This window comes from Parajatrophihabitans canadensis (assembly GCF_053764775.1).
On record NZ_CM132445.1, the window covers coordinates 2,409,774 to 2,433,459 of the forward strand.

At 63.0% G+C, this 23,686-nt stretch carries 20 protein-coding genes; 16 read left to right on the plus strand and 4 right to left on the minus strand.

Translation table 11 applies throughout. The features are described from left to right. The first annotated feature begins 233 nt into the window (after positions 1 to 233). The 10 genes from pyrR (at position 234) to gmk (ending at position 11,737) form a co-directional block, all read left to right on the plus strand. Positions 234 to 914, plus strand: a complete 681-nt coding sequence (gene pyrR / locus ACSMXN_RS11750) for a bifunctional pyr operon transcriptional regulator/uracil phosphoribosyltransferase PyrR (RefSeq protein WP_022912435.1) — start codon at positions 234 to 236, stop codon at positions 912 to 914. Further along, positions 911 to 1,873, plus strand: a complete 963-nt coding sequence (locus ACSMXN_RS11755) for an aspartate carbamoyltransferase catalytic subunit (RefSeq protein ID WP_022912436.1) — start codon at positions 911 to 913, stop codon at positions 1,871 to 1,873. The genes pyrR and ACSMXN_RS11755 overlap by 4 nt, the downstream gene beginning before the upstream one ends. Further along, on the plus strand, positions 1,870 to 3,264 hold the full coding sequence (locus ACSMXN_RS11760; RefSeq protein WP_022912437.1) for a dihydroorotase: 1,395 nt from the start codon (positions 1,870 to 1,872) through the stop codon (positions 3,262 to 3,264). Before ACSMXN_RS11755 ends, ACSMXN_RS11760 begins: the two co-directional genes overlap by 4 nt. Next, complete coding sequence (locus ACSMXN_RS11765; protein ID WP_022912438.1) at positions 3,261 to 3,830, plus strand: PH-like domain-containing protein; 570 nt, start codon at positions 3,261 to 3,263, stop codon at positions 3,828 to 3,830. Before ACSMXN_RS11760 ends, ACSMXN_RS11765 begins: the two co-directional genes overlap by 4 nt. Next, positions 3,827 to 4,954 carry a glutamine-hydrolyzing carbamoyl-phosphate synthase small subunit gene (carA, locus tag ACSMXN_RS11770; RefSeq protein ID WP_022912439.1) on the plus strand — a complete coding sequence of 376 codons (1,128 nt, stop codon included), beginning with the start codon at positions 3,827 to 3,829 and terminating at the stop codon, positions 4,952 to 4,954. The genes ACSMXN_RS11765 and carA overlap by 4 nt, the downstream gene beginning before the upstream one ends. After that, entirely contained in the window at positions 4,954 to 8,283 is a 3,330-nt protein-coding gene (gene carB, locus ACSMXN_RS11775; RefSeq protein WP_022912440.1) for a carbamoyl-phosphate synthase large subunit, read from the plus strand. The genes carA and carB overlap by 1 nt, the downstream gene beginning before the upstream one ends. Further along, entirely contained in the window at positions 8,283 to 9,212 is a 930-nt protein-coding gene (locus tag ACSMXN_RS11780; RefSeq protein WP_022912441.1) for a dihydroorotate dehydrogenase electron transfer subunit, read from the plus strand. The genes carB and ACSMXN_RS11780 overlap by 1 nt, the downstream gene beginning before the upstream one ends. Before the next feature lie 2 nt (positions 9,213 to 9,214). Then, positions 9,215 to 10,228 (plus strand): dihydroorotate dehydrogenase, encoded by a 1,014-nt coding sequence (locus ACSMXN_RS11785; protein ID WP_455407755.1) that lies wholly within the window; start codon positions 9,215 to 9,217, stop codon positions 10,226 to 10,228. Continuing rightward, positions 10,225 to 11,064 (plus strand): orotidine-5'-phosphate decarboxylase, encoded by an 840-nt coding sequence (gene pyrF, locus ACSMXN_RS11790; protein ID WP_022912443.1) that lies wholly within the window; start codon positions 10,225 to 10,227, stop codon positions 11,062 to 11,064. The genes ACSMXN_RS11785 and pyrF overlap by 4 nt, the downstream gene beginning before the upstream one ends. A gap of 91 nt (positions 11,065 to 11,155) precedes the next feature. Beyond that, on the plus strand, positions 11,156 to 11,737 hold the full coding sequence (gene gmk / locus ACSMXN_RS11795) for a guanylate kinase (protein WP_022912444.1): 582 nt from the start codon (positions 11,156 to 11,158) through the stop codon (positions 11,735 to 11,737). 11 nt (positions 11,738 to 11,748) lie between these two features. On the opposite strand, the gene ACSMXN_RS11800 is transcribed toward gmk, so the two are convergent. From ACSMXN_RS11800 to ACSMXN_RS11810, 3 genes are read right to left on the minus strand one after another with little or no spacing between them, the layout of a single operon-like run. Then, on the minus strand, positions 11,749 to 13,140 hold the full coding sequence (locus ACSMXN_RS11800) for an NAD(P)(+) transhydrogenase (Re/Si-specific) subunit beta (RefSeq protein ID WP_022912445.1): 1,392 nt from the start codon (positions 13,138 to 13,140) through the stop codon (positions 11,749 to 11,751). Continuing rightward, positions 13,137 to 13,499 carry an NAD(P) transhydrogenase subunit alpha gene (locus ACSMXN_RS11805; RefSeq protein ID WP_022912446.1) on the minus strand — a complete coding sequence of 121 codons (363 nt, stop codon included), beginning with the start codon at positions 13,497 to 13,499 and terminating at the stop codon, positions 13,137 to 13,139. The genes ACSMXN_RS11800 and ACSMXN_RS11805 overlap by 4 nt, the downstream gene beginning before the upstream one ends. Next, a complete protein-coding gene (locus tag ACSMXN_RS11810) occupies positions 13,496 to 14,725 on the minus strand; it encodes a Re/Si-specific NAD(P)(+) transhydrogenase subunit alpha (protein ID WP_022912447.1) in 1,230 nt (409 codons plus the stop codon). Before ACSMXN_RS11810 ends, ACSMXN_RS11805 begins: the two co-directional genes overlap by 4 nt. 365 nt (positions 14,726 to 15,090) lie before the next feature. On the opposite strand from ACSMXN_RS11810, the gene rpoZ reads away from it, so the two are divergent. The 4 genes from rpoZ to ACSMXN_RS11830 all read left to right on the plus strand — a co-directional run bounded on the left by rpoZ (position 15,091) and on the right by ACSMXN_RS11830 (position 20,133). Continuing rightward, positions 15,091 to 15,354, plus strand: a complete 264-nt coding sequence (gene rpoZ / locus ACSMXN_RS11815; protein WP_022912448.1) for a DNA-directed RNA polymerase subunit omega — start codon at positions 15,091 to 15,093, stop codon at positions 15,352 to 15,354. Between the two features lie 98 nt (positions 15,355 to 15,452). After that, a complete protein-coding gene (gene coaBC, locus ACSMXN_RS11820) occupies positions 15,453 to 16,724 on the plus strand; it encodes a bifunctional phosphopantothenoylcysteine decarboxylase/phosphopantothenate--cysteine ligase CoaBC (RefSeq protein ID WP_051148816.1) in 1,272 nt (423 codons plus the stop codon). 35 nt (positions 16,725 to 16,759) lie between these two features. Then, positions 16,760 to 17,962, plus strand: coding sequence for a methionine adenosyltransferase (gene metK / locus ACSMXN_RS11825; protein ID WP_022912449.1), 1,203 nt, complete (start codon positions 16,760 to 16,762; stop codon positions 17,960 to 17,962). A 128-nt stretch (positions 17,963 to 18,090) separates the two neighbouring features. Then, complete coding sequence (locus ACSMXN_RS11830; protein WP_022912450.1) at positions 18,091 to 20,133, plus strand: primosomal protein N' family DNA-binding protein; 2,043 nt, start codon at positions 18,091 to 18,093, stop codon at positions 20,131 to 20,133. Positions 20,134 to 20,191: 58 nt separating this feature from the next. Here the strand turns inward: ACSMXN_RS11830 and ACSMXN_RS11835 are convergent, their stop codons facing one another. Further along, a complete protein-coding gene (locus ACSMXN_RS11835; RefSeq protein WP_022912451.1) occupies positions 20,192 to 22,072 on the minus strand; it encodes an MFS transporter in 1,881 nt (626 codons plus the stop codon). A gap of 66 nt (positions 22,073 to 22,138) precedes the next feature. On the opposite strand from ACSMXN_RS11835, the gene def reads away from it, so the two are divergent. Further along, a complete protein-coding gene (gene def / locus ACSMXN_RS11840; RefSeq protein WP_051148817.1) occupies positions 22,139 to 22,726 on the plus strand; it encodes a peptide deformylase in 588 nt (195 codons plus the stop codon). Further along, complete coding sequence (fmt, locus tag ACSMXN_RS11845) at positions 22,723 to 23,667, plus strand: methionyl-tRNA formyltransferase (protein WP_022912453.1); 945 nt, start codon at positions 22,723 to 22,725, stop codon at positions 23,665 to 23,667. Before def ends, fmt begins: the two co-directional genes overlap by 4 nt. Positions 23,668 to 23,686: the final 19 nt, after the last annotated feature.

Below are 23,686 nucleotides of genomic sequence, written 5' to 3' on the forward strand. Positions count from 1 at the left end.
GTTACGGATTAGGGTGGTTATGTCCCTTTGGATGTCCGTTTGGATGTCCCTTTGGAATAGTACTTAGACAACACAGCGTAACAGTTGTCGTCTATCTTGCCCGGATTAACTCCCGAATCTTGCCTTGGCGCGCCCCGCGACCTGTGCACCGCCTGGGGCTGCTACCGTGAACGTGAATCCGACGTCCTTTAACGACTCGTCCTGTGAGGCGAGGAAGGGGGTCCGCTGTAGCCATGCCGGCACAGTCGAACTCGCGGCCTTCGAGCCGAGCATCCGCCATCACCCGTCATTCCGGGGTTGAGTTCAAGACCGTCCTACACGCCGACGACGTCTCGCGTGTCTTGGATCGAATCGCCCACCAGATTCTTGAGAAGAGCCGAGGCGGCTCGGATCTGGCTCTACTTGGTATTCCGACTCGCGGTGCATACCTCGCGCGGCGACTGGCTAGCAGGATCCGCTCATTCGGCGGTGTCGATGTCGGGTTGGGAATGCTTGACATAACACTGCACCGAGACGACTTGCGGACGCAGGGCATTCGCCCTCTGGGCCCGACTGAGGAACCTGAAGGTGGGATCGACGGCAAACTCGTGATCCTGGTCGATGATGTGCTGTTCTCCGGGCGGACCGTCCGCGCTGCCCTGGACGCGCTCAACGACCTCGGGCGTCCACGAGCGGTCCAACTAGCGGTGCTCGTCGATCGCGGCCATCGCGAACTGCCGATCAGGGCCGACTACGTGGGCAAAAACCTGCCCACCGCGCGCGAGGAGCAGGTCAAAGTGAGCCTTACCGAGATCGACGACGAGGATGCTGTCCACCTCGTTGTCCGCCCTGCTGCGATCGGCCGTCCAGGGGTTGACGGCACTCGCAGCGCAGCTTTGGACGACGCCGACGCGGCAGCTTGGCCGGACGAATGAGTCGCAACCTGCTCAGCGCCGCGGACCTCTCCGCGGCTGAAGCACTGACTCTCCTCGATTCCGCCGAGCAGATGTACGCCATCCAAGCTCGTCAGGTGAAGAAATTGCCGACCTTGCGTGGTCGTACCGTCGTGAACCTCTTCTTCGAGGACTCCACCCGAACGCGTTCGTCGTTCGAGATCGCGGGCAAGTGGCTGTCGGCTGACGTGATCAACATCAGCGCAAAGGGCTCCAGCGTGAGCAAGGGCGAGAGCCTTCGCGACACCGCGTTGACAGTCGCGGCCATGGGGGTCGACGCGCTGGTCGTTCGACACGCGACGTCCGGCGCGGTACAGCGCATCAGCGAGTGGGTCGATTGCCACGTCGTCAACGCCGGCGACGGAACGCATGAGCATCCCACCCAGGCTCTGCTGGATGCGTTCTCCTTGCGGCGACGCATCGGAGACCTAGCCGGTCGCCACGTCGTGATCGTTGGGGACCTCACCCATAGCCGGGTCGCCCGATCCAATGTGTTGCTACTGCACACCTTGGGCGCGAAGGTGACAATGGTGGCGCCCCCGACCTTGATGCCGGCAGGCGTGGCAACCTGGGGTTGTGCGACCAGTTGGGATCTGGACGAAACCTTGGTCGGCAAGGTCAACGGTGAAGTCGATGCCGTCATGATGCTTCGGGTTCAGCGCGAACGCATGAGCGGCGGCTATTTCCCTACCGAACGTGAGTACGCCATCTCCTATGGTCTTAATCCACGCCGGCTGAAACTGCTCCCGGACGGTGCGCCCATCCTGCATCCAGGACCTATGAATCGAGGCCTCGAGATTTCGTCGGCGGCGGCCGACGGGGACCGTTCGATCGTTCTCGATCAGGTCAAAGCCGGTGTGGCGGTGCGGATGTCGGTCCTTTACCACCTCCTCGCCGGTGCCGATGTGCCTGCGCCCCTTCTGGAAGAAGTGACCCAATGATTCAACGGCCCAGCGATGAGGTGCGAAGCAGCGCGCCGCACGGCGACGCACGGCGTGATCGGCCGCATAGCAACGCAGTGCTTCTCCATGGCGTAAGACCCCTCGGCGGCGTGATCACCGACGTGCTGATCGCCGACGGCCTGATCGCCGAGATAGGCCCTGGCATCAGCGTGTCCCGGGAAGGCGTTCCAGTTGAGATCATCGACGGTCGTGGGGCGATCCTGCTTCCGGCGTTCGTGGACTTGCATACCCACCTGCGAGAGCCCGGCCGTGAAGACGCCGAGACGATCGAGTCCGGTTCCGCCGCGGCCGCGCTCGGCGGCTTCGGATGTGTCCATGCGATGGCGAACACAAATCCGGTTGCCGACACCGCCGAAATCGTGGAACAGGTCCAGCGCCTCGGCCGCGAGGCCGGTTTAGTGGACGTGCGCCCGGTCGGGGCGGTGTCGAAGGGCTTGGCCGGCGAGCAGTTGGCCGAGATCGGCAACATGGCCCGTTCGTCAGCAGCCGTTCGTATCTTCAGCGACGACGGCCATTGTGTGTCGGATGCACGGCTGATGCGTCGAGCGCTGGAATACCTGAAGCCCTTCAATGGCGTCCTCGCCCAGCACGCTCAGGACCCGAGGCTGGCCGACTCCACCTGCTGTGCCCACGAGGGCGAAATATCGGGCCGGCTGGGCCTTCCCGGCTGGCCGTCAGTGGCGGAGGAGAGCATCATCGCCCGCGATGTGATGCTGGCCGAACACACGGGTTCTCGATTGCACGTCTGCCATGTCTCTTCCGCGGGGAGCGTCGAAGTGATCCGGTGGGCGAAGTCCCGCGGAATCGACGTCACGGCCGAGGTAACTCCGCATCATTTGCTGCTCACCTGTGATTTGCTGACCAGCTATGACCCGGTGTTCAAGGTGAATCCTCCGCTCCGGCCAGCTGAAGACGTCCAGGCTTTGAGGGCGGCTCTGGCCGACGGAACGATCGACGCGGTTGCGACTGATCACGCGCCCCATGCCGGGCACGACAAGGATCATGCATTCGGTGATGCGGCGTTCGGCATGCTCGGCCTGCAGACAGCCGTCGGGGTGGTCATCGAAGCCATGATCAACACCGGACTGCTCGACTGGGCCGGGCTGGCAGATCGCATGAGTGTGCGTCCGGCTCGCATCGGTGGCGTGAGCGAGCATGGCCGCGACATCAGGGTCGGCGAGCCCGCCAATCTCACCCTGATCGACCCGGAATCTAGTTGGCTGGTCGATCCGGATCAATTGGCGTCTCTGTCGACCAACACCCCGTTCGCCGGGCGCACCCTGCCAGGTGTTGTGCTGGCCACCTTGTTACGCGGCCGTCTGACCGTCTCCGAGGGCATGCTCGTTGACAACGAACGGGTGCCGGCATGAACAGGATCGAGTTGGTTCTCACGTTCGCCGTCCTGTTTGCGCTGGCGCTCTTGGGTCTGCGCACCGGTTGGCGCAATCGCGGCCGCCGGCAGAGCGCATTGCCCGATCTCGCAGCGATCCCATCGACACTCGGCCCGGATCGGGTAGCCGAATTATCGGGACTCTATGTCGGCACGACGATCGCAACGCAATGGCAAAATAGAGTCGTCGTGCATTCCTTAGGGCAGCGGGCGGATTCACGGGCGCGGCTGACAGACGACGGTGTGCTCATCGAGCGGCAGGGAAGCCGGTCGATCTTCATACCGGCGGGGCAGTTGCTCGACGCACGCTTGGAGCCAGCACTCGCCGGGAAAGTTGTCGGGCGGGGCGGTCTGCTGGTGCTCCGGTGGCGTCATGGCGACGTCGAGCTCGACACCGGCCTGCGCGCGGATGACAAAGCCGGGTACCCGGCGTGGGTGCGAGCAATAAACGCTGGTACCGACATCAGCACGGATGCGCGCACGCGCAAGGACTTACATACGGACTCAGACAACGAGATGAACGAATCGGGGACGAAAAGAGGATGAGTAAGGCTCTGCTCGTTCTAGAGGACGGCCGGACGTTTACCGGCGAGCAATTCGGCGCTATGGGTGAGACATTCGGGGAGGCAGTCTTCAACACCGGGATGACCGGCTATCAGGAGACGCTCACCGATCCGTCGTATCACCGCCAAATCGTCATCCAAACTGCGCCGCACATCGGTAACACGGGAATCAACGACGAGGACGACGAGTCTACTCGGATCTGGGTTTCCGGTTATGTCGTGCGCGATCCCGCCCGCCGGGTGTCGAGCTGGCGAGCACGTCGTTCACTCGAGGATGAGCTTCGCTTGCAGGGCATTGTCGGCATATCTGGTATCGATACTCGAGCGTTGACGCGCCATCTGCGTGAGCGGGGGGCGATGCGCTGTGTTGTGTCCTCGACCGACCTCGTCGCTGACTCGTTGCTGTCGAAGGTGCATGAATCGCCAATGATGGCGGGTGCCGACTTGACCGCCGACGTGTCGACGCCAGAGCCATATACCGTTACCGCACTGGGTGAAACCCGGTTCACCGTCGCTGCGTTGGACTACGGGATCAAGTCGATGACGCCGCGAAGGATGGCCGAGCGAGGCATCACTACACACGTCCTCCCGGCGTCGTCGTCGGCAGCGGAGGTGCTCGCAACGGGCGCCGATGCTGTCTTCCTGTCGAACGGCCCAGGCGATCCGGCCACCGCGGACGCAGCGGTGTCCGTGCTGCGCCAACTGCTGGCCGTTGAGCTACCAGTGTTTGGAATCTGCTTTGGAAATCAACTCTTGGGTCGAGCGTTCGGCTTCGGCACCTACAAGCTTCGCTACGGCCATCGGGGGATCAACCAGCCGGTTCAAGATCTCTCGACGGGCAAGGTGGAGGTCACCGCGCACAATCACGGGTTTGCCGTCGACGCCCCACGGCACGGCGCTACCGAGACTGACTACGGAGCGGTCGAGGTTAGCCACGTGTGTTTGAACGACGATGTGGTGGAGGGCTTGCGGGCACTCGATGCACCGGCGTTCTCGGTGCAGTACCACCCCGAAGCTGCGGCAGGGCCACATGATGCGGCGTATCTGTTCGACAGGTTCGTCGATTTGCTTGAGGGCCGTGGTGCCGCCGCCAAGGGGAAGAAATAGTGCCAAAACGAACTGACATCAAACACATCCTGGTTATCGGATCTGGTCCGATTGTGATCGGCCAGGCGTGCGAATTCGACTACTCCGGAACCCAAGCCTGCCGCGTGCTACGCAGCGAGGGTTTCAGGGTGAGCTTGATCAACTCCAATCCTGCGACGATCATGACGGATCCTGAGTTCGCCGACGCCACATACGTCGAGCCCCTTACCGCCGATTTCGTTGAAAAGGTCATCGCAACCGAGCGGGACCTGGGGCGGCCGATTGATTCGATCCTGGCCACCCTCGGCGGACAGACGGCTTTGAACCTCGCGGTAAACCTGCATGAGGCCGGCGTGCTCACCAAATACGGCGTCGAGTTGATCGGCGCTGACATCGACGCGATTCAACGCGGTGAAGATCGTCAGAAGTTCAAGGACATCGTCCGGCTCGTTGGTGCCGAGACACCGGCGTCAGCGGTGTGCCACACCTTGCAAGAGGCTATGACCTTTGCCGAGACGGTGGGGAACCGGGTGGTCATCCGTCCATCGTTCACCATGGGTGGGCTCGGTTCGGGAATGGCCCACACTGCCGATGAGGTCCGCATACTGGTCGGGCGGGGATTGGCTGCGTCACCGGTCACCGAAGTCCTGGTCGAAGAAAGCGTCTTCGGCTGGAAGGAGTTCGAGCTCGAGCTGATGCGCGACCGCAACGACAATGTGGTCGTCGTCTGCTCGATCGAGAATGTTGATCCAATGGGTGTACATACCGGCGACTCGATTACCGTCGCACCGGCGATGACCTTGACCGATCGTGAATACCAGCACATGCGCGATGTGGGCATAGCAATCTTGCGCGAGGTCGGCGTCGATACCGGCGGCTGCAACATCCAGTTCGCGATCAATCCCGAGACCGGCCGGATGATCGTGATCGAAATGAACCCGCGCGTTTCGCGTTCGTCTGCCCTGGCCTCGAAGGCGACTGGCTTTCCGATTGCCAAGATTGCTGCCAAGCTTGCCGTCGGCTACACGCTCGACGAGGTCAGCAACGACATCACTCGGGCTACGCCCGCCTCCTTTGAGCCGGCGCTGGACTACGTGGTCGTAAAGATCCCTCGGTTCGCCTTCGAGAAGTTTCCTGGCGCGGACCCGGTCCTGACGACCCACATGAAGTCAGTCGGCGAAGCGATGTCGATCGGACGCAATTTCACCGAGGCACTGGGCAAGGCGATGCGCTCCATGGATACGAAGGTTGCCGGATTCTGGACCAGTCCGCGTTCGAACAGCGATTTTGCCTCGGTCGATGAGCTGTTGGGAATCGCCTCGGTGCCCACCGACGGACGCCTATATGCGGTTGAGCGGGCAATGCGAGCGGGCGCTTCAGTAGACCAGGTCGCCGAGGCCACCGGCATCGATCCGTGGTTCATCGACCAGATCGCGCTGATCCTCGAGGTCGGCGAGCGGGTGGCGGCTGCCGTCTCGGTTACGCCAGAGCTCCTGCGGGAAGCCAAACGACATGGACTGTCGGATCGGCAGATTGCCGAGCTGCGGCCGGAGCTGGCGGGCGAGGATGGCGTGCGGGCCTTGCGTCATCGTGCCGGAATTCGACCGGTCTTCAAGACGGTCGACACTTGCGCAGCCGAATTTGCGGCCATCACGCCCTATCACTATTCGTCCTATGACGAAGAGACCGAGGTCATTGCCCAGCCCGACAAGCTGAAGGTCCTCATCCTCGGCAGTGGTCCGAACCGGATCGGCCAGGGCATCGAATTCGACTACTCGTGCGTGCATGCCGTCATGGCCCTTCGCGAGGCCGGCTACGAGACGGTGATGATCAACTGCAACCCCGAAACGGTGTCCACCGACTACGACACTGCTGACCGCCTGTATTTCGAGCCGTTGACCTTCGAGGATGTCCTCGAGGTCGTGCATGCAGAACAGCAATCAGGCAATGTAGCCGGCGTCATCTGCACTCTCGGCGGCCAGACACCGCTGGGCCTCGCGGGTCGCCTCAAAGAGGCAGGCGTGCCCGTGCTCGGTACCCAGCCCGAGGCGATCGATCTTGCGGAGGACCGCGGGGCATTCGGCCGGGTGCTGGACGAAGCGGGGCTGCTTGCACCCAAACACGGGACGGCAATCTCCTTTGCCCAGGCCAAGACCGCAGCGGATGCGATCGGCTATCCAGTGCTGGTCAGACCGTCCTATGTCTTGGGCGGGCGTGGCATGGAGATCGTCTATGACGAGGCGAACCTGGCCGCCTATATCGCCGGGGCCACCGAGATCGGACCCGACCGACCGGTCTTGGTCGATCGCTTTCTTGACGATGCCGTTGAGATCGATGTCGACGCCCTTTATGACGGCGTTGATCTTTACCTCGGCGGGGTCATGGAGCACATCGAGGAGGCCGGCATTCACTCCGGCGATTCCGCCTGCGCGCTCCCACCGATAACGCTCGGAAGTTCGGTCATCGACCAAGTTCGTGACGCGACCCTCAAGCTTGCGCAGGGAGTAGGTGTTCGCGGACTGATGAACGTGCAGTACGCACTGTCAGGCGACATTCTGTATGTGCTGGAGGCAAATCCCCGAGCAAGTCGCACGGTGCCCTTCGTTTCGAAAGCCACCGCAGTCCCGTTGGCCAAGGCGGCGGCGCGACTTGCCCTGGGCGCGACAATTACCCAACTTCGGTCCGAAGGCATGCTTCCGAGAATTGGCGATGGCGGCGACCTGCCCTCCGATGCGCCGATCGCTGTCAAAGAGGCTGTACTGCCATTTCATCGATTCCGCACGCCGGCGGGTGATTCGATCGATTCGATTCTTGGTCCCGAGATGAAGTCCACCGGCGAAGTCATGGGCTTCGACAAGGTGTTCGGAACTGCATTTGCAAAGTCGCAGGCCGCCGCCTACGGCTCACTTCCGGTCAAGGGAACTGTGTTCGTGTCGATCGCGAACCGGGACAAGCGTGCCGCAATCTTCCCCGTCAAGCGACTGCACGATTTGGGGTTCCGGATCCTGGCCACCGAGGGAACCGCCCAAGTTCTGCGACGCAATGGCGTCGCGGCCGAGGTCGTCGGCAAGTTTTCCGCTGGTCCGGGAAACATCGTTGAGGAGATCCTTGCTGGACGGGTCGATCTGGTACTGAATACCCCTTTCGGTTCACCAGGAAACTCGGGGCCGCGAGTCGACGGCTACGAGATCCGTACGGCCGCCGTGCAGGCGGGGATCCCATGTTTGACGACCGTGCAGGCCGCAGCCGCGGCCGTCCAGGGGATCGAGGAGTTGGTTCGGGGCGAGGTCGGCGTGCAGTCGCTGCAGTCGCATCACCTGGCCCTGCAGGCTTGGCGCGAGGGACGCTGATGGACTCCAACGGCACAAACGGCGCAGATTTGAGTGGCTCAGCTTCGGGCGGCACCGGCAGCACCGGCCCGGGTCGAAGCTCGGATGCTGTCCAGGAGTCCGGCGAGATTCTCGACGTGACCAAGCTCGGTGAATATGTTCAATTCACGGTGGTCGCACCGGGAGTCGCGCGTGGTTACCGGCCGGGGCAGTTCGTGGCAGTCGCAGTCGGCGGGCCCGACACCTCGATGCTCTTGCGACGAGCATTCGCCTTGTACGGTGTCAAACCTGGCACGGAATACGCAGGCACAATTCAGTTCGTGGTCGCCGCGCATGGCCGGGGCACCGAGTGGCTGGTGCGGCAGCAGATCGGCGCCCGACTGGATCTTGTCGGTCCGCTCGGTGTGCCATTTCCGCTGCCCCAGCCCGGTGTGCCAGCTGTTCTCGTCGGTGGCGGCTACGGTACGGCTCCGTTGATTCCGTTGGCAGAAATGCTGCTCAGCCAGGAGAGCGAGCTCGAGGTGATAATCGGTGCCGCTACAGCAAGCCGGTTGTTCGGCGAACTGCAGGTGAAGCGGCTGGTCGGAGCAGTCACGGTGACCACCGATGATGGTTCGGCAGGCCAGCGGGGTTGGGTAACCGATCCACTGCCGTCAGCAATCGAGCGGCTGGGAGCAGAGATTGTCTACGGATGCGGGCCGATGGGCATGCTCCGAGCGGTCGGCGAGGTCGCGCAGGCCCATGCGATACCCGCGCTGGTTGCCGTCGAGGAGTCGATGGCCTGCGGGATCGGCGTGTGCATGACCTGCGTACTGCCGGTGGTGGACTCGGACGGGCTTTCAAGGTTCGTCCGGTCATGCGTGGAGGGACCGGTTTTTGACGCCGGCCGGGTCAGATGGGCCGACGTAGGTACATTGCCGGCTGACCTGCTCGGCGCGGATGGAATGTGAGGATGGCGAGTGAGCAAATGGAAGATCGACCGTCACCGATGAGCGTCGATATGACGACGTCGCTCGCATCGATGGCGTTGCCAAATCCCGTTCTGACCGCATCCGGTTGCGCGGCGGCGGGTAAAGAGTTGAGCCAGTTCTTCGACGTCTCAGAGCTCGGTGCGATCGTAACGAAGTCGATCATGTTGAAGCCCCGATCGGGTCGGCCGACGCCACGAATGGCCGAGACTCCGAGTGGAATGTTGAATTCGATCGGCCTGCAAGGCCCCGGTATCGAGTCCTTCATCGCGAACGACCTCAGCTGGTTACGCCAGGCGGGCGCTCGGACGGTGGTTTCGATCGCAGGTCACAACACCGACGAATTCGTTGCACTCGCCAGACGGTTGTATGACGAACCGGTCGACCTGTTGGAGGTAAACATCTCCTGCCCGAACGTCGAGAATCGAGGGCAGGTATTCGCCTGCGACGCCAGTGCCTCCGCCCGGGTGATCTCGGCGGTCCGGCGGGCGACGAACCCCAATACTCCGATCTTTGCCAAGCTATCGCCAGATGTAACCGATATCGGCCAGATCGCCCGGTCAGTGGTCGATGCTGGGGCCGACGGTATCTCACTCATAAACACCTTGCTCGGTATGGTGATTGACCTCGACACGATGCGCCCCACGCTTGGCGGGGTAACGGGTGGCTTGAGCGGGCCGGCGATCAGGCCAGTTGCGGTGCGCTGTGTTTGGCAAGTCCATCAGGCCGTACCTCATCTACCTTTGCTCGGTATGGGAGGTATCAAGACCGGCCAAGATGCGTTGCAGTTCATCCTTGCGGGCGCATCCGCGGTTTCGGTCGGCACAGCGATCTTTCATGACCCGACCGCGCCGATTCGAATCATCGCTGAACTCAACGCCGAACTGGCTGCTCGGGGCTTCACGTCGGTTGCCGAAGCCGTCGGATTCGCACACCGATCAATGGACGAACAAGCAGAGTTCTTCGCCGACCGAACGCCAATAGAGGTTTCCTCATGAGTTTCGGTGCCCGTCTCGTCGATGCCCTCGGCACCCGCGGTCCCTTGTGCGTCGGCATCGATCCCCACGCAAGCCTGCTCAGCCAGTGGGGTCTGTCCGACGACGTCGATTCGCTCGAGCGGTTCGCGCTCACCTGCGTCGAGGCGTTCGCAGACACGGCAGCTGTCGTCAAACCACAGTCCGCTTTCTTCGAACGTTTCGGCTCCCGCGGTATAGCGGTCCTTGAACGGACGATCGTCGCGGCACGATCGGCTGGCGCGTTGGTTCTGCTCGATGTCAAGCGTGGCGACATCGGCTCAACCATGTCGGCATATGCCGATGCCTACCTCGACCCGGCTTCTGACCTTGCGGTCGACGCCATCACGGTCAGTCCGTATCTGGGCGTTGGCTCGCTGCAGCCTGCCTTCGAGCTGGCGGACCGCTACGGTGCCGGAGTCTTCGTACTCGGACTAACCTCTAACGCCGAAGGCCCGCAGGTTCAGCACGCACGCGTTGCCGACGGCCGCACCGTCGCCCAGTCGATCGTCGACGACTTGGCAGCTCGGAATACCGGCGCAGAGCCCCTAGGTTCCTTGGGGGTTGTGGTCGGTGCCACGATTGGCGACTCGGTGGCCGACCTCTCCGGTCTGAATGGCCCGTTCCTGGTCCCGGGCATAGGTGCCCAAGGCGGTACCGCGGCCGACGTGAGACGTATCTTCGGTGCCGGTCTGGCTGCGGTGCTACCCAGCGTCTCACGCGAGGTTCTGCGACACGGTCCGTCCGCCGCAGCGATGCGCGAAGCGACTGAACGCGCTATCGACGAATTCGTTTTCCTGAAAAGCGAATCGATATCTTGAGCGGGTGCACCTCTGCGCTGCTCCGGGCGAGGCGGGTAGCTGCGGGAGACCGGAGTGAACGCCGCCGCGACGCGTTGGGCAGAATGCGAGCATGACCTCTGTCCAGCCTGAATCTCACCGCGCTCGACTGACTGTCCTCTCCGGACCTTCGGGTGTCGGCAAAGGCACCGTGGTGGCCGAGGTTCGTCGATTGTTTCCACACGTCTGGGTCTCGGTCTCCTGCACGACCCGCAACCCGCGGCCGGGTGAGTCCGACGGGGTTCAATATCATTTCGTCAGTGATGGGCAGTTCGATCAGCTCATAGCGGACGACGAGCTACTTGAATACGCGACCTTCGCCGGCAATCGATACGGCACGCCGCGTAAGCCGGTCGAACAACACCTCGCCGCCGGACGGCCGACCGTCCTGGAGATAGAGCTTCAAGGCGCCCGGCAAATTCGCGAGTCGATGCCAGAGGCGCAGTTCGTGCTACTGGCGCCACCGTCGATCGGCGAGCTGCGCGATCGTCTTTTGGGCCGCCGAACCGAAGGGCCGCCCGATCTCGAGGCAAGGATGGCGCGCGCCGAGATCGAACTGGCCGCCGCGGACGAGTTCGACCAGGTCATCGTGAACGACGACGTTGAGCGGGCAGCTGCCGAGCTCGTCAAATTGATCGAAGCAGCCGTCGTCTGACCAGCCAAGAATCAGACGACTTTGGCCGCCGCGACGAGTTGCGACAATCCCTTCTTGGCATCGGCGAAAAGCATGCTCGTTTTGGGATCGGTGTAGAGCTCATTGTCGATCCCGGCATAGCCGGAAGCCATCGATCGCTTGATGACGATGATGCTTCGAGCATGATCGACATCAAGAATCGGCATTCCTGAAACGGCATTTCCTGGGCGTCGGGCGGCGGGGTTGGTGACGTCGTTGGCGCCGATGATCAGCGCGACATCCGTGCGATCGAACTCTGGATTGATCTCATCCATCTCGCGCAGCTGGTCATAAGGAACATTGGCCTCTGCCAGCAACACATTCATGTGACCTGGCATCCGTCCGGCAACCGGATGTATCGCATAGGAGACCTCGATCCCGCGGCTCTCCAGCAGCTCCGCCAACTCGCGCACTTCGTGTTGGGCCTGTGCGGCCGCCAGCCCGTAACCAGGCACAACAATGACTTTGCTTGCGTAAGCCAACTGCAATGCCGCGTCGTCGATTGCGATCGACCGCACGTTGCCGCCGCTCGCGGCGCCGACGTCGACTCCGGTCGCACCAGTCCCGAAGCCGCCGGCGATGATGCTCAGGACCGAGCGGTTCATTGCGTCGGCCATGAGTTTGGTCAGAATGCCGCCGGAGGCGCCCACCAGAGCACCTGCGATGATCAGCGTCGCATTTTCCAGGACGAATCCGGCCATCGCCACCGCCGTACCGGTAAACGCGTTCAGCAACGATATGACCACCGGCATATCCGCGCCGCCGATTGGCAAGACCATCAGGATCCCGATACCGCTGGCCGACACGACCACGATGAAGAGGATCCACGGGTTGTGCGCACCTGCGATGACATCGATGCCTGCGACCACGGCGGCGAGGGTCAGCAGCGCCGACGCGGCCCTTGCGCCGGGGAACGTGACTGGCTGACTGAAGTAACCCTGCAGCTTCGCGGCCGCCACCAACGACCCCGAGAACGTCACGCAACCGATGAGCACGTCCAGCACGGTCGCCGTCGCAATGCCGCTGGAGATGTGGGTGTTGTGCTGATAGTCCGCGACTGCGATGAGGGCGGCCGCGCCACCGCCGACGGCATTGAACAGGCTGACCAGTTGAGGCATCGAGGTCATCGCGACCTTGCGCGCGGAGTAAAGCCCAACCGCACCTCCGAGCAGGGCGCCACAGCCCAGCACGAGCCATCTTGTCGCCGTCATCGTGCCGCCGTGCGAAACCTGCACCAACACGGCAACGATGGCGACAAACATGCCGAAGGCAGATAGCTGATTGCCTCGCCGCGCCGTGGCGGGCGAGTTCATCAGGTGTAAGCCGAGCACGAAGCACGCGGCGCCGAACAGTGAGGCGAGCCGCACGCCGTCATTGACGGTCATCGGCTGCCGCCACTGGGGTCATTCGGCACATCGGCGGGATTCGTGCCGGCCGAACTCGGACTTCGCTCGGGTGGGGTAGGCCGCTTCCTGAACATTTGCAACATCCGGTCGGTGACGGCGTATCCACCGATGACGTTGGCTGCGCCGAAAGCAGCGGCGAAGAACGTCAGGATGTAGCCCAACGGCCCGCTGACAAAAGAGGAAAGGATCACTACTCCGACCAACACCACGCCGTGGATCGAGTTGGCACCGGACATCAGCGGGGTATGAAGCGTGGCGGGTACCTTGCTGATGACCTCGAAGCCGACCAGCAGCGCGAGCACGAAGATGGTCAGATTGCCCACAAAGCCCTGAGTCATCGGGTCCCTTCAATTGCAGCCGTCGTGGCTGGATGAACGATCTGCCCGCCGTGGGTGATCACGACACCTCGGGTGATCTCGTCGGTTAAATCGATATTGAGCGACCCGTCCTCGGCGAGGAGGTGCTTAAGCAAAGCGCTTACGTTGCGGGCATAGGTCTGAGATGCGCTGGTCGCCATCAGAGAGGCAAGGTTCGCAGCGCCGATGATCGTGACCCCGTTGGGTGTGACGACAGTTTCTCCGGCCTTCGACCCAGCTACGTTCCCGCCCAAGTCACTGGCGGCCATGTCGACGATGACCGAGCCGGCCCGCATCGCAGCGACCGCGTCGCCGGTCACCAAAAGGGGCGGCGTCCTGCCCGGGACCTGTGCCGTGGTGATGATGATGTCTTGTCGGGCGATGTGGGCAGCCAGTTCGGACTGCTGTGCATCACGTTCATCAGAAGTCAGTTCGCGGGCGTACCCGCCCTCACCTGAACCTGCGATCGACGTCCCCAGTTCGACAAACTTGGCGCCGAGGGACTGGACTTCCTCCCGCGCGGCCGGCCGCACGTCATACCCGCTCACGAGTGCGCCAAGCCTTCTTGCGGTGCCGATCGCTTGCAGCCCGGCGACGCCAGCACCTAGGACGAGCACGCTGGCCGGTTTGGAGGTTCCTGCGGCGGTGATGAGCAATGGAAAGAAGCGTTCGAAGTGGGCGGCCGCAAGCAGCACCGCGCGGTAACCCGCCACATTCGCTTGAGAACTCAGGGCGTCCATTCCCTGGGCGCGACTCAGCGTGCGTGGCAAGCCATCAAGGCTGATCGAGGTGATCTTCTTCTCCGCCAGTCGGCGCACGAGTTCCGGACTTGTCAGAGGCGCAAGCAATCCGATGACCGTGCGACCGTCCTTCAGAGCCTCGATGGCATCGTCGGCAGGCTTCGCAACGCACATCAAGACGTCCGCGTCGGCCAGTACTGCGGCTCGGCCCGCAATCCGAGCGCCGGCGTCCAGGTAGGCAGTGTCGTAGAACCATGCAGCGGTGCCCGCCCCCTCCTCGATCAGGACTTCGACGCCCAGGACCTTGAGCCGGACAACTGCCTCTGGATCGAGCGCGACCCGGTGTTCGTGCTCGGCCTCACGGACGACCGCGATCTTCAGTGCCATCGGCGAGTAGCAATCTCGAGCGCCATCTGCAGATGCCTCCAGTTTCGGGTTGTGCGCGTTGACCGTCTTGCCGCACGACATCTCCCGTGTCCGCTGCGGCGTCCTCTCCTGCGTCAAATGGCGCGCAAGAGGTGCTGCCCAAGAGATGCGGCTGAAGAGATGCGGTGCAAACGGACAGTATCGGTGCAAGCCACGGGGCACCCGTAACGTGCGTCACATTCATATCCTGTGAACAGGCCGCCTGACAGTTGGCGCATCCACCGAGTGTCGACATTTGGGCACCCCAGCGCCCGTCAAGTGGGAAGAATTGCACTTCGCTTGGTAAGATTGCTCGAATTTGCCTTTCCGTAACGCCGCCGCTGATACGGACTTCGGACCAGCCGGAGTCGATATCTGCGCGGGCGTTACCGAGAGCCCGAAATCTCGACTGAAACTTGAGGCCCCGCGTGACCGGAATTGCGTCTACACCTGAAGGCATCACCAACCCGCCGATCGACGAGCTGCTCGACCGGACAGGCTCGAAGTATGCCCTCGTGATCGTCGCTGCCAAGCGCGCACGGCAGATCAATGCCTATTACAGCCAACTCGGCGAAGGTCTGCTCGAATATGTCGGCCCAATGGTCGAGACCGCTCCGCAGGAGAAAGCACTTTCGATTGCCCTCCGCGAGATCAACTCAGACCTCATCGAGTTCAAGCCCTCCGAGGCCTGAGTTCCTCCGGCGCACGCACGAATGTGGCTGGTCAGGAGCCTGACATCACGCCCTCGCGTACCCGCAGCGCCGGGTCCGTTTCAGACGAGGTGCCAGCTGTGAATCCAGTCGCCGGATCCGCCGCACCAGACCAGTTCGGCTCCGCGACTGCCCGTAAGCGTGTGGTCCTCGGCGTGGCTGGCGGTATTGCTGCTTACAAGGCGGCCGAGTTACTACGTAGGCTCGTTGAGGCCGGCCACGAAGTCATCGTTGTGCCTACCAGTGCCGCGCTCAACTTCGTTGGTGAGGCCACCTGGGCGGCGTTGTCGCACAACCCGGTTGCGACAGACGTTTGGTCGCAACCTCAGGATGTGCCGCACGTACGAATCGGCAGGGAGGCTGATCTCGTCGTCGTCGCACCCGCGACCGCTGATGTGTTGGCCAAGGCTGCACACGGCCTTGCAGACGATTTGCTGACCAACACCCTGCTCACTGCCCGGTGCCCGGTGCTGTTCGTCCCGGCAATGCACACCGAGATGTGGGACCACCCAGCGACGGCGGAAAATGTGGCAACGCTGCGTCGTCGCGGCAGTACCGTGCTCGAGCCCGCGATCGGGCGCCTCACTGGCACCGACAGCGGAAAAGGTCGCCTACCGGAGCCGGGCGAAATCGCACGGGTGGCCGAACTGCTACTTCGTCTAGGTCGTAACCTTCCCGCCGATCTCGTCGGCCGGCACGTGCTCATCACGGCCGGCGGCACCCGGGAGGCGTTGGACCCGGTCCGATTCCTCGGCAACCGTTCCTCCGGCAAGCAGGGCTTTGATATTGCGACGGTAGCCGCCGCTCGGGGCGCTCAGGTGACCCTCATCGCGGCCAACGTCGACGCTCCACCGCCGGCAGGGTCAGAGGTGATAAACGTGGTGAGCGCGCTGCAGATGCGCGAGGCCACTCATGCGGCCGCCAAGACCGCCGACGTGATCATCATGGCCGCAGCCGTTGCCGACTTTCGTCCAACGATGATCGCTGAGCACAAGATCAAGAAGTCCAACTCAGACCCCGATCCGGTTGCCCTGACGCGTAATCCGGACATTCTGTTCGAACTGGTATCCGCTCGGAAAGCGGGCGAGCTGACCGCCGTCATCGTGGGATTCGCCGCAGAGACCGGCGATGCTACAGCCGATGTCCTCAGCCATGGGCGGGCCAAACTTGCCCGAAAAGGGTGTGATCTGCTGGTTGTGAACGCCGTCTCTGACCAGAAGGCCTTCGGCCAGTTGGACAACGCTGCGGTCATTCTCGGTGACGACGGATCCGAGCTGGACGTCCCGCTGGGCCCAAAGACCGTGCTGGCCTCCGCAATCTGCGATGCCATCATTTCTCGACTCAACCGCTAGACTTTGCCCGCCATCTATAGAACCAGGAGTCATTTGTGAGCCGCCGCCTCTTTACCTCGGAATCTGTGACCGAGGGCCATCCGGACAAGATCGCCGATCAGATCTCTGACGGCATCCTCGACGCGTTGCTCAGCCAGGACCCGGCCAGCCGCGTTGCGGTCGAAACGATGATCACCACCGGGCAGGTCCACATCGCCGGCGAGGTCACCACCTCGGCATACGCTGACATTCCCTCGATCGTGCGCAAGACGATCCTGGCGATCGGGTATGACTCGTCTCGCAAGGGATTCGATGGCGAATCTTGTGGCGTCAGCGTGTCGATTGGCGCACAGTCCGCGGACATCGCGCAGGGCGTAGACACGTCCTACGAGTCCCGGGTGGAGGGCGCAGACAACGCCGAAGACGCGATTGCTGCTCAGGGCGCCGGCGACCAGGGCTTGATGTTCGGTTACGCATCGGACGAGACACCGGAGCTCATGCCGCTTCCTATTTGGTTGGCACACCGCTTGGCCGAGAAGCTGACCGAAGTCCGCAAGAATGGAACGGTGCCTTACCTGCGTCCGGACGGCAAGACTCAGGTCACCATCGAATACCTGGACGACAAGCCCGTCCGGCTTGACACCGTTGTGGTGTCGAGCCAGCACGCCGAGGACATCGATCTCGACACGCTGCTCAAGCCTGACATCGAAGAGCACGTGGTAAAGCCGGTACTGGAAGGCCTTGGTATCGACACTGAGGGTTATCGGCTCCTGGTCAATCCGACCGGTCGCTTTGTTATCGGCGGCCCGATGGGTGATGCCGGTTTGACCGGTCGCAAGATCATCGTCGATACCTACGGCGGCATGGCTCGCCACGGGGGCGGTGCGTTCTCCGGCAAGGACCCTTCGAAGGTCGATCGTTCCGCTGCGTATGCGCTCCGTTGGGTCGCGAAGAACGTCGTTGCCGCGAAGCTTGCCCGGCGCGTCGAGGTTCAGGTTGCCTACGCCATCGGCAAGGCCGAGCCCGTTGGCTTGTTCGTCGAAACATTCGGCACCGAGACGGTCCCGGTCGAGCGCATCATCGACGCGATAAATGAGACCTTCGATCTGCGCCCCGCGGCAATCATCCGCGATCTGGATCTGAAGCGCCCGATCTACCAGACGACCGCCGCGTACGGTCACTTTGGCCGCGAGCACGCTGACTTCACCTGGGAGCGCACCGACCGCGCCGATCAGCTCGCCAAACTGGCGAACAGCTAGAGCAGTCAACACCTACGGCTCTGGCGCTCGGCGAATGCTGGGCGCCAGAGATTCGTGGGACGCACGATACTGATTCGGTCCGGCGAACTCGCGCGGAAAACGTCGGTCGAGGCTGGTAGGCATAGCAGGTGACCAGCACTGAGCGGCGGACAAATCTGGCGCGTCCAGCGGAGTCCAAGCGTTCCCGGCAGCCGGCCGCGAGACTTCCGGTCGCCCGCGTCGCGGTCGATTCACCGTTGCCCCATTTGGATCGTCCCTTCGACTATCTGGTGCCGGCCGAGCTCGACCATCGTGTGATCGCCGGGTCCCGCGTCCGGGTCCGCTTCGCCGGGCGTCTGATTGACGGGTGGGTACTCGACCGGCTTAACGCGAGCGATCATGACGGCCGACTGTCATACGTCGAGCGTGGTGTCGGCGACGAGCCCGTCCTGACCCCGGAAACGGCCGTCCTGTTCCGGGCAGTGGCCGACCGCTGGGCCGGAACCTTCGCCGACGTGGTGCGTCTCGGAGTTCCACCGCGGCATGCCCGCGCCGAAGCCGCGGCGATGCCTGCCCCCAGCGGGCAGGTCAGTGCGCCTGATACTTCCGACGTCGCCGGCTGGACGCGCTACCGGGCCGGCGCCGCCTTCGTTTCAGCAGTAGCTGAAAGCCGGCCGGCGCGGGCCGTGTGGAATGCACTGGCGGGGGAGGACTGGCCAGCAAGGCTTGCGGAGCTGGTGCAGACGAGTCTCGCGGCTGGCCGCGGCGCCATTGTCGTATTGCCTGATGCCCGCGATGTATCACGGGTTGACGCGGCCTTTTCGGCGGTACTTCCGGCTGCCAGCCATGTCGTACTGTCTGCCGATTTGGGTCCGGAAGCTCGCTACAAGCGATGGATCGCCGTCAGACGCGGAGCTGTCAAAGCCGTCATCGGCAGCCGTTCGGCAGTATTTGCGCCGGTCGCTGATCTAGGTCTGATTGTGATCTTCGATGACGGCGACGACCTGCTCGCCGAGCCAAGAGCCCCCTATCCGCACGCGAGGGACGTGGCCGTGTTGCGCTCGGCTCAAAGTGGCGCCGCGTTATTGATCGGTGGTTTCGCGCAAACGGCTGAATCGTCGCTGCTGCTCAGTTCGGGGTGGGCTCAACACATCGTTGCCGGTCGCGAGCAGATCCGAGAGTCCTCGCCACGGATGATCGCTACCGGCGATGAGTATGAGCTCGAACGTGACCCGGTGGCCCGCAGCGCGCGGCTACCTGCTTTGGCGTTCCGTGCAGCGAGGGACGCTCTTGCCGGGGGCCGCGCGGTTTTGGTTCAGGTCCCTCGCCGCGGCTACCTGCCGGCGCTCGCGTGCAGCGATGACCGGACGCCGGCGCGTTGCGAGCATTGCCATGGGCCGCTCGCCGCGTCCTCCGGCACATCGGTCGCGACCTGCCTGTGGTGCGGAAAGGCCGCTGTCCAATGGCGTTGCCCGCTCTGCCAGGGCACCAAGATGCGCGCCACAGTGATCGGCGCGGCCCGAACGGCCGAAGAGATCGGGCGCGCGTTCCCGGGCGTGGTAACCCGTACCAGCGCTGGCGATCAAGTCCTGGCTGAGATTCCGAGTGGTCCGTCGGTCGTTATCGCGACTCCCGGCGCCGAGCCCGTGGTTGCTGGCGGGTACGGAGCGGCACTGCTGCTGGACGGCTGGGCGCTGCTATCCCGACCGGATCTCCGAGCGGCTGAGGAAACACTGCGCCGCTGGTGTAACGCGGCGGCGTTGGTCTGGGCCGATGGGCGGGTTGTGATAGGTGCAGATGCCAGCCTGGCACCGGTGCAGGCGTTGGTTCGGTGGGACCCGTCCGGTCACGCTGACCGTGAGCTTGCCGAGCGATCCGCGCTGGCCTTTCCGCCTGTCACTCGGTTCGCCTCACTCACTGGGTCGGCCGCCGACATCGCAGAGTTGCTGAGCCTGGCGCACCTTCCAGCGGCCGCCGAAGAACTGGGCGCCGTTCCGGTGATTACATCGCGACCACCGCGCGGTCTGGCCGTCGGCGAACTGCCGGTCGAGCAGATCCGGACCTTGGTCAGGGTGCCTCGGCCGGATGGCGTTGCCTTGGCAGAAGCTCTACACGCGGCCGCCGCGATCAGGTCGGCTCGGAAGTCAGGTGGGGCTGTGCGGATCAGCTTGGACCCGCTGGAGCTCTTCTAAGTTTGGCCGCAGTTGCACGGGCAGGTCCGACGCGGCCCGAACAGCCATCCGACGCAGACTACGGCCCTGACCGCGGCGCGCCCTGTTCTGCCAAGGCGTCTTCGTAGGCAACGTCCTGCCCAGGGATGCCATCCAGGGCGGCGCCCTCACGGGCGATCGCTTGGCCGATTGTCTCGTGCCGAGGTCGGTCACCGGTGTCAGCAACAACCCCAGAAACGCTTGTTGCCACGTCGTCCTCGGTCTGAAGGAACTTGTCACCCCGAAGCGCTGAGGCCACCGCAGCGATCAACAGCATCACGATCGAAGCTCCGAAGGCTATCGCCAGTCCGTGGCGGAAGGGGTCTGCGATGAGGTTGGGGAAGAATTCCCGGCCGGTGAGCGTAGCTACATCGACGCCGGAGCCCGGCTGCAACTGCTTCGGGTCAATCTGAGATACAAGCGCCTTGATCGGGTTGTCTCCAAGGAAGGCAGCGAACAGGGTGCCGACCGGGGGAGTATGGGATATCTGGGTCGCAGCCTCCGGAGTTATGCCGAGCTTGGTAAGTCCGCTGTACATCGAATCAGGAAGCCGACTGGCGAGTCCAATTGCCATCAGGGTGAAGAAACCACCCATCGAAAGCACCATGCCCGCGTTCATCCCCGTGGCCCGGATACCGGAGGCCGCACCCCGTTCGCTGGCTCGTACCGAGTTCATGATGGCGGCTGAGTTCGGTGCGGCGAGCAACCCCATACCGATGCCGTTCAGGGCCAGGAGAAGTGCGAACATCATGTAGTTGAAGTTGGCGGGCAATGCGATAAGCCCGCCGAAGGTTGCGGCGGTTAGCAGTAGGCCGCCGGTCGCGAAAGCCCGCGCGCCGAACCGATCTGAGAGCGCACCAGAGGCCGGGCCGGCAACCAGGAACCCAATCGTCAGCGGGAGCATATAGATACCGGCCCAAAGCGGTGTGCTGGAGAAGTCATAGCCGTGCAAGGGCAGCCAGATGCCTTGAAGCCAGATGATCAGCATGAACTGCAGTCCGCCGCGTGCCATCGAAGCGAGCAGGTTCACCGTCTGACCGGCCGCGAAGGCACGATTCTTGAAGAGCCGCAGGTCCATCATGGGGTCTTTGACGCGGGTTTCGATGAATCCGAAAGCGATGAGTAGGACAACGCCGCCGATGAGCCCGGTCAGAACCCTAGGTGCCGTCCACCCCATCGTGTGCCCGCCGTAGGGCTGCAAGCCGTACGTGATGGCGATCAAGATGGAGATCAGGCCAACCCCGAAAGTCAGATTGCCCCACCAGTCGATCGCGACCTTCTTGGTGCGATCGCGCGGCTTGTCATGCAGGGTGCGATAACCCATCCAGGTACCCCAGATGCCGATCGGCACGCTTACCCAGAAGACAGCCCGCCAATGCCATTCCGACAGCAACCCGCCGATCACGAGGCCGAGGAACGAGCCTCCGATGGCGGCTACCTGGTTTACGCCCAGCGCAAAGCCTCGCCGGTCCGCTGGGAAGGCGTCGGTGATGATCGCCGTGGAGTTCGCGGTGAGCATGGCACCGCCGACACCCTGGATCACGCGTAGTGCGATCAGTTCCATCGCCCCCGCCGAACCGGTGTTGGGTACAAGCGCGCAAGCGATGGAGGCAACGGTGAAGATCCCGAAACCGAGGTTGAACAGCTTCGCCCGGCCGTACTGGTCGCCCAGCCGGCCAAACGTGACAACCAGGACGGCGGTTACCAGCAGATAACCCATCAACATCCAGAGCAGGTAGGAGATGTTCTCGGGTGCAAGGGGGTTCAATCCGAGGCCGTCGAAGATGGCCGGAAGCGAAATAAGCAAGATCGACGAGTTGAGGGTTGCAGCCAGGACGCCGACCGTGGTTACGGACAGCGCGATACGGCGGTCGTGCGCATCGGTAATTGACACGAAGCGGTCCTTTCGTTCGTTAGCCATGCTAACTACCCTGCCCGTTGGGGCAAAGTGGTGGGCGCGCATAGTGGCCTTTCATACAATGGACAAGTGACCGTGCTTCCGATCCGACTGTTCGGCGACCCCGTCCTCCGTACGCCGGCTGAGGTCGTACGAGTCTTCGATCGGGAATTGCACGGATTGGTCGCAGATTTGACCGAGACCATGATCGAGGCACCGGGTGCGGGTTTAGCTGCACCGCAACTCGGCGTTGGATTGCGCGTCTTCACTTATCGAGTCAGTGATGAAGAACAAGGCCACCTGATCAATCCGATCCTGCATTTTCCCGATGACGAACTTCAGGACGGCCCGGAAGGTTGTCTCTCGATCCCCGGCTTGTCGTGGGACTGCAAGCGCAAGGAGCACGTTGTCGCTCACGGACAGAACATGTACGGCGATCCAATCACCGTTGAAGGCACCGCACGGCTGGCCAGGTGTTTGCAGCACGAGACGGATCACCTCGACGGCGTGCTCTTCGTCGATCGGCTGGACCCGGAGACTCGTAAGGCAGCAATGACCGAGATACGAAATGCGGAGTGGTCCGGTCTTCAGCCACCGGTTATCAAGCTGAGTCCACATCAGACACATCCGTTCGGCGTCGGTAGTACCTCGAGTACCCCGTTCGGCTTACGTCGGTGAGGTTGCTCTTCGCCGGTACGCCAGCGGTTGCTCTGCCCTCCCTACAAGCCTTGATCGACCATCCAGGCCACGAGGTCGTTGGAGTGCTGACCAGACCAGACGCCGCTAGCGGTCGGAGTCGCTTGCTCAGGCCCTCGCCGGTGGCCGAGCGTGCCGCTGAGTTCGGCATCGAGGTATTTACTCCGACGAAGCCAACAGATCCAGCCTTCGTCGAGACCGTCGCCGCCCTGGCGATCGATGTCTGTCCGGTCGTTGCCTACGGCGCTCTGCTACGTGAGCCGACGCTGAGCTTGCCCCGATACGGATGGGTCAACCTGCACTTCTCCCTGCTCCCGGCGTGGCGTGGGGCGGCACCGGTGCAACACGCTGTGCTGCGTGGCGACGAGTTCACCGGCGCTACGACGTTTCTGATCGGGCCGGGCTTGGACGATGGACCTGTCTTCGGAGTCCTGACCGAAAAGATCCAACCGCGCGACACCAGTGGCGACTTGCTCGACAGATTGGCGATCGCGGGTGCGGGCCTGCTCGTGGCAACCTTGGACGGTATCGCCGACGGCTCGCTGTACCCCGCCCCACAGCCGAGCGAAGGTGTGTCGTTGGCACCGAAATTGACCCCGGCCGACGGCGAGATCCGGTTCGACCAGGCAGCGTCGGCCATAGATCGCCGAATTCGGGCCTGCACTCCGACACCCGGCGCCTGGACGAACTTCCGAGGTGACCGACTCAAGCTAGCTCCGATTGATTTGAACCTGCCAACCGGAGCAGAAAACATCGCCGTCTTGGCACCCGGCGTGGTCGAAGTCGGTAAGCAAGCGGTGCTGGTCGGCACGGCTACTGTGCCACTTCTGCTCGGCGACGTTCAGCCGCCAGGGAAGAAACCGATGAGCGCCGCAGACTGGGCACGTGGCGTGCGACTGGTAAGCGGAGATTCCCTTGGCTGAGCAGGATCAAACTCACATT